Raw genomic sequence first — 3,584 nt, forward strand, 5'->3', positions numbered from 1 at the left:
GGCACCCTGACCGCCGGCAAGCCCAGGGTGATCGATGTGGTTGCCCTGGAAGGCTCCGAGGCCGAACTGCTGGGCCTCGCCGCTGCGGTCGAACAGGGCTCCTCCCACCCCCTGGCCAAAGCCATCGTGGAGAAGGCCGACGAGGTGGGGGCCACGGCGCCCCCTTCCGGCGACCAGCAGGCCGTCCAGGGCAAGGGGGCACAAGCCATCGTGCAGGGCCGAACCCTGGTGGTCGGCTCGCCCAAGTACGCAGCCGAGCTCGCTCCCCTGGCCGCAGAGGTGGCCGGGCAGATCGAGGCGATGGAGCTCCAGGGCAAGACCGTGGTGCTGCTCCTGGACCCTCCTGCCTTGCTGGGCTTGATCGCCATCCGCGATGAGCCCCGTCCCGATGCGCGGGAGGCCTTGAGCCAGCTCAAGCAGCTGGGCGTGGAGGGTGTGATGCTCACCGGGGACAACGCCCGCACCGGCCAGGCCATCGCCGAGGGGCTGGGCCTGGAGGTGCGGGCCGAGCTGATGCCGGAGGACAAGCTCCGCATCATCGGCGAGCTCAGGCGAGCGGAGAAGGGGAATCAGAAGGTGGCGATGGTGGGCGACGGCATCAACGACGCGCCCGCCCTGGCCCAGGCCGACGTGGGCATCGCCATGGGAGGGGGCACCGACGTGGCCCTCGAGACCGCCGACGCCGCGCTGCTCAGGAACTCCGTAACGGGCGTGAGCGACCTGATCCGGCTCTCGCGGGGCACGATGCGGGTCGTGGCGCAGAACATCGCCTTCGCGCTGGGCCTGAAGGCGGTGTTCCTGGCCACCACCCTGCTGGGCGTCACCGGGCTGTGGCCCGCCATTTTGGCCGACACCGGGGCCACCGCGCTGGTCACGCTGAATTCACTGCGGCTGCTGCGCTTCCGGTGATCCTGATGGCCGGCTTTGCACCATGCTTCCGGCGCCGCCCCCGACTGGTCGGGCCCCGGGCGCGGGCGGCCCGCGGGGAGGGGGGCGAATGAGCCGCGGCACGCGCTGGCTCCCGCTGGTCCTGGTGGGGCTGTGGGTGGGCCTGGACTTTGCCCTCAAGGGGTGGTCGCTGGGCCACCTCGAGCCCGGCCACCCCCAGCCGCTAGCCCCCGGGGTGCTCTCGCTGGCGCTGGGCTTCAACCCCGGCGCGGCCTGGGGGCTGCTGTCGGGCCAGACTGGGTTGCTGGTGCTGGTCCGGCTGGGGGTGGGGCTGGCCCTGCTGGGCTACCTGGCCTGGAAGGCCCCGCCCCCAGCCGCCGGCGTGGCGCTCTCGCTGATCGCGGGCGGGGCCTTGGGCAACGGGCTGGACCAGCTGGTCGACGGCACGGTGGTGGACATGCTCTACTCGCACACCCTGTCCGTGCTGACCCGGTCCCTCTATGGGCAGGACTACCCGGTCTTTAACCTGGCCGACGTGTGGCTGGTCTCGGGGGTTGTCCTGCTCTTGGTCCCGCGGGCGCGTCCTGTACGCTGGAAGGAGGATCGGCATGGGCGGTAGCCCTGGCGCTAAACCCGTTGGCCCCCGTTCGCTCCGTCCTCGATGCCACGCTCCTCGTTGCCGTGCTGGCCCTGGTGGCGGTGGCGGCGGTACTCTGGAAACGGGTTGGGCGCGGGAGGTAGGCGCATGAGCCGGGGCCACGAGCACGGCAAGGCCGCCCGTGAGGTGCCCGAAGCCCGGCTGCGCTGGGCTTTAGCCCTGACCGGGGGTTATCTGCTGGCCGAGGTGGTGGGCGGGCTGGTCTTCGGCAGCCTGGCGCTCCTGTCCGACGCCGCCCACATGTTCACCGACGTGATGGGGCTGCTGATCGCGCTCCTGGCGATCCGGCTAGGCCAGCGGCCGGCGGACCCGAAGCGCACCTTCGGCTACCGCCGCCTCGAGATCCTGGCGGCGGCCGTGAACGCCGCGGTGCTGTTCGTCGTGGCCTTTTACATCCTCCTCGAGGCCTACCAGCGCCTGCGCGAGCCCGCCGAGGTGCAGAGCCTGCCCATGCTCCTGGTTGCCGTCGGCGGTCTGGCGGTGAACCTGATCGCGGCCCGCCTCCTGATGGGCGGGAGCCGGGAGAGCCTCAACGTGCGGGGAGCCTACCTCGAGGTGCTCTCCGACCTGCTGGGTTCGGTGGCGGTGATCGCCGGGGCGGTGGTGATCTTCTTCACCGGCTGGGGCTGGGTGGACCCGCTGCTGGGGGCGCTGATCGGTCTGTGGGTGCTGCCCCGCACCTGGGTGCTGCTCTCGGCCAGCGTGAACGTCCTGCTCGAGGGGGTGCCCGAGGGGGCGGACCTTTTAAAGCTGCAGGCCGAGCTGGAGGCGCTGCCCGGCGTGCAAGAGGCCCACGACCTGCACGTCTGGGCCACGACCGGCGGGGAGCACAACCTCTCGGTGCACTTGGTGATGGACACCCCAGACGTCAACGTGATCCCCCTGGCCCGGGCGGTGGCCGAGGGCCACGGGATCGGGCACGTCACGGTGCAGCTGGAGACCCCGGCCCTGCGCGCGGCCGAGGAGCACGCCCACCCGCGCTGGGAGTAACCCTAGGAGGTAAACATGCAGGCACACTCAACGGACGAAGTACAGTTCATCAGACGCGCCGACTAAGAGGTGAACATGCAGACCCTTCCGAGCAAGAATCCAACCCGCGCCAGGCCCTGGCTCCGGTTCGCAGGGCTTGCGCTGGTGACGGCCCTGGCCGCGCTCGTCTGGGACGCCCTGACCCCGCGCTCCGAGGCCCGCTTCGCGCTGCACATGATCCCCCACCACGCCCAGGCGGTGGAGATGGCCCGGATGCTGCAAAGCCGCACCGACGACGCCACCCTACAGGCTACCGCCGCCGACATCATCGCTACCCAGCAGTCGCAGATCGAGCAGATGAGGACCTGGCTCCCCGTGTGGCGACGCCCCCTCATGGGGCTCCTCCGCCACGGCCTCAGCCCCCGGCAGGTGGCCGAGATGGGCATGGCCAGCGAGGCAGAGATGCGGGCCTTCGCCGCGCTCACCGGGCGCGAGGCCGAGGCCCGCTTCCTGCAGCTGATGATCCGGCACCACCAGGGGGCCATCGCCATGATGGGGCCGGCCCTGGAAGCGGCGCAGAACCCCGCGGCCCGGCGGCTCCTGGCGGCGATGGCCGGCAGCCAGGCCCTAGAGATCGAGTCCATGCGGCAGCTGCTCGATCAGCGGGGCGGAGAGCCGCTCGAGCCGCCCCCTGCCGCCGGGCACCCGCACTGAGGCGGACCCCCGGCGAACGCCCGGATCCCCGGGTGTCCTCAGAGCGTCACGAAGGGCTCGAGCCGTCCCTTGACGAGGGCCAGCACCCGGTAGGGCTGGGTCTTGGGGCCGGGCATCCCCGTCCAACCCTTGGGGTACCCCTCGGGGGGGCCTTATAGGCCGTTTTACGTGGTCGAGGGTTTCGAACCCGTCCAGGACGGCCCTCCTACACGGGATGGGTCCAGGAACGGGCAAGCTGGGCCAAGTCCAGGGAAGAAGGGGGGCGGGGTGGACATTGGGCTGTTTCGGCGGCCGGGCGTTCCACTGGAACGACTCACTCGGGGTCAGGGGTGTTGATTGCGACGACGTAGTACGG

At 71.1% G+C, this 3,584-nt stretch carries 4 protein-coding genes; all 4 read left to right on the plus strand.

All coding sequences use genetic code 11. From position 1 onward, the window contains the following. On the plus strand, positions 1–909 hold a 909-nt coding region (locus Mterra_RS19690), incomplete at its 5' end, for an HAD-IC family P-type ATPase (RefSeq protein ID WP_119316669.1). An 88-nt stretch (positions 910–997) separates the two neighbouring features. Beyond that, the gene (gene lspA / locus Mterra_RS19695; RefSeq protein WP_051304424.1) at positions 998–1,507 is read left to right on the plus strand and encodes a signal peptidase II; all 510 of its coding nucleotides are present in this window, start codon (positions 998–1,000) and stop codon (positions 1,505–1,507) included. A gap of 126 nt (positions 1,508–1,633) precedes the next feature. Continuing rightward, on the plus strand, positions 1,634–2,536 hold the full coding sequence (locus tag Mterra_RS19700) for a cation diffusion facilitator family transporter (RefSeq protein WP_027894361.1): 903 nt from the start codon (positions 1,634–1,636) through the stop codon (positions 2,534–2,536). Positions 2,537–2,611: 75 nt separating this feature from the next. Further along, positions 2,612–3,229 (plus strand): DUF305 domain-containing protein, encoded by a 618-nt coding sequence (locus Mterra_RS19705; RefSeq protein ID WP_036219987.1) that lies wholly within the window; start codon positions 2,612–2,614, stop codon positions 3,227–3,229. Positions 3,230–3,584 lie beyond the last annotated feature (355 nt).

This window comes from Calidithermus terrae (assembly GCF_003574345.1).
Lineage (GTDB): Bacteria > Deinococcota > Deinococci > Deinococcales > Thermaceae > Calidithermus > Calidithermus chliarophilus.

What these genes read in the sequence shown, in the direction of transcription:
- lspA (WP_051304424.1), top strand. Translation starts at nt 998, where the DNA reads ATGAGCCGCGGCACGCGCTGGCTCCCGCTGGTCCTGGTGGGGCTGTGG.
- Mterra_RS19700 (WP_027894361.1), top strand. Translation starts at nt 1,634, where the DNA reads ATGAGCCGGGGCCACGAGCACGGCAAGGCCGCCCGTGAGGTGCCCGAA.
- Mterra_RS19705 (WP_036219987.1), top strand. Translation starts at nt 2,612, where the DNA reads ATGCAGACCCTTCCGAGCAAGAATCCAACCCGCGCCAGGCCCTGGCTC.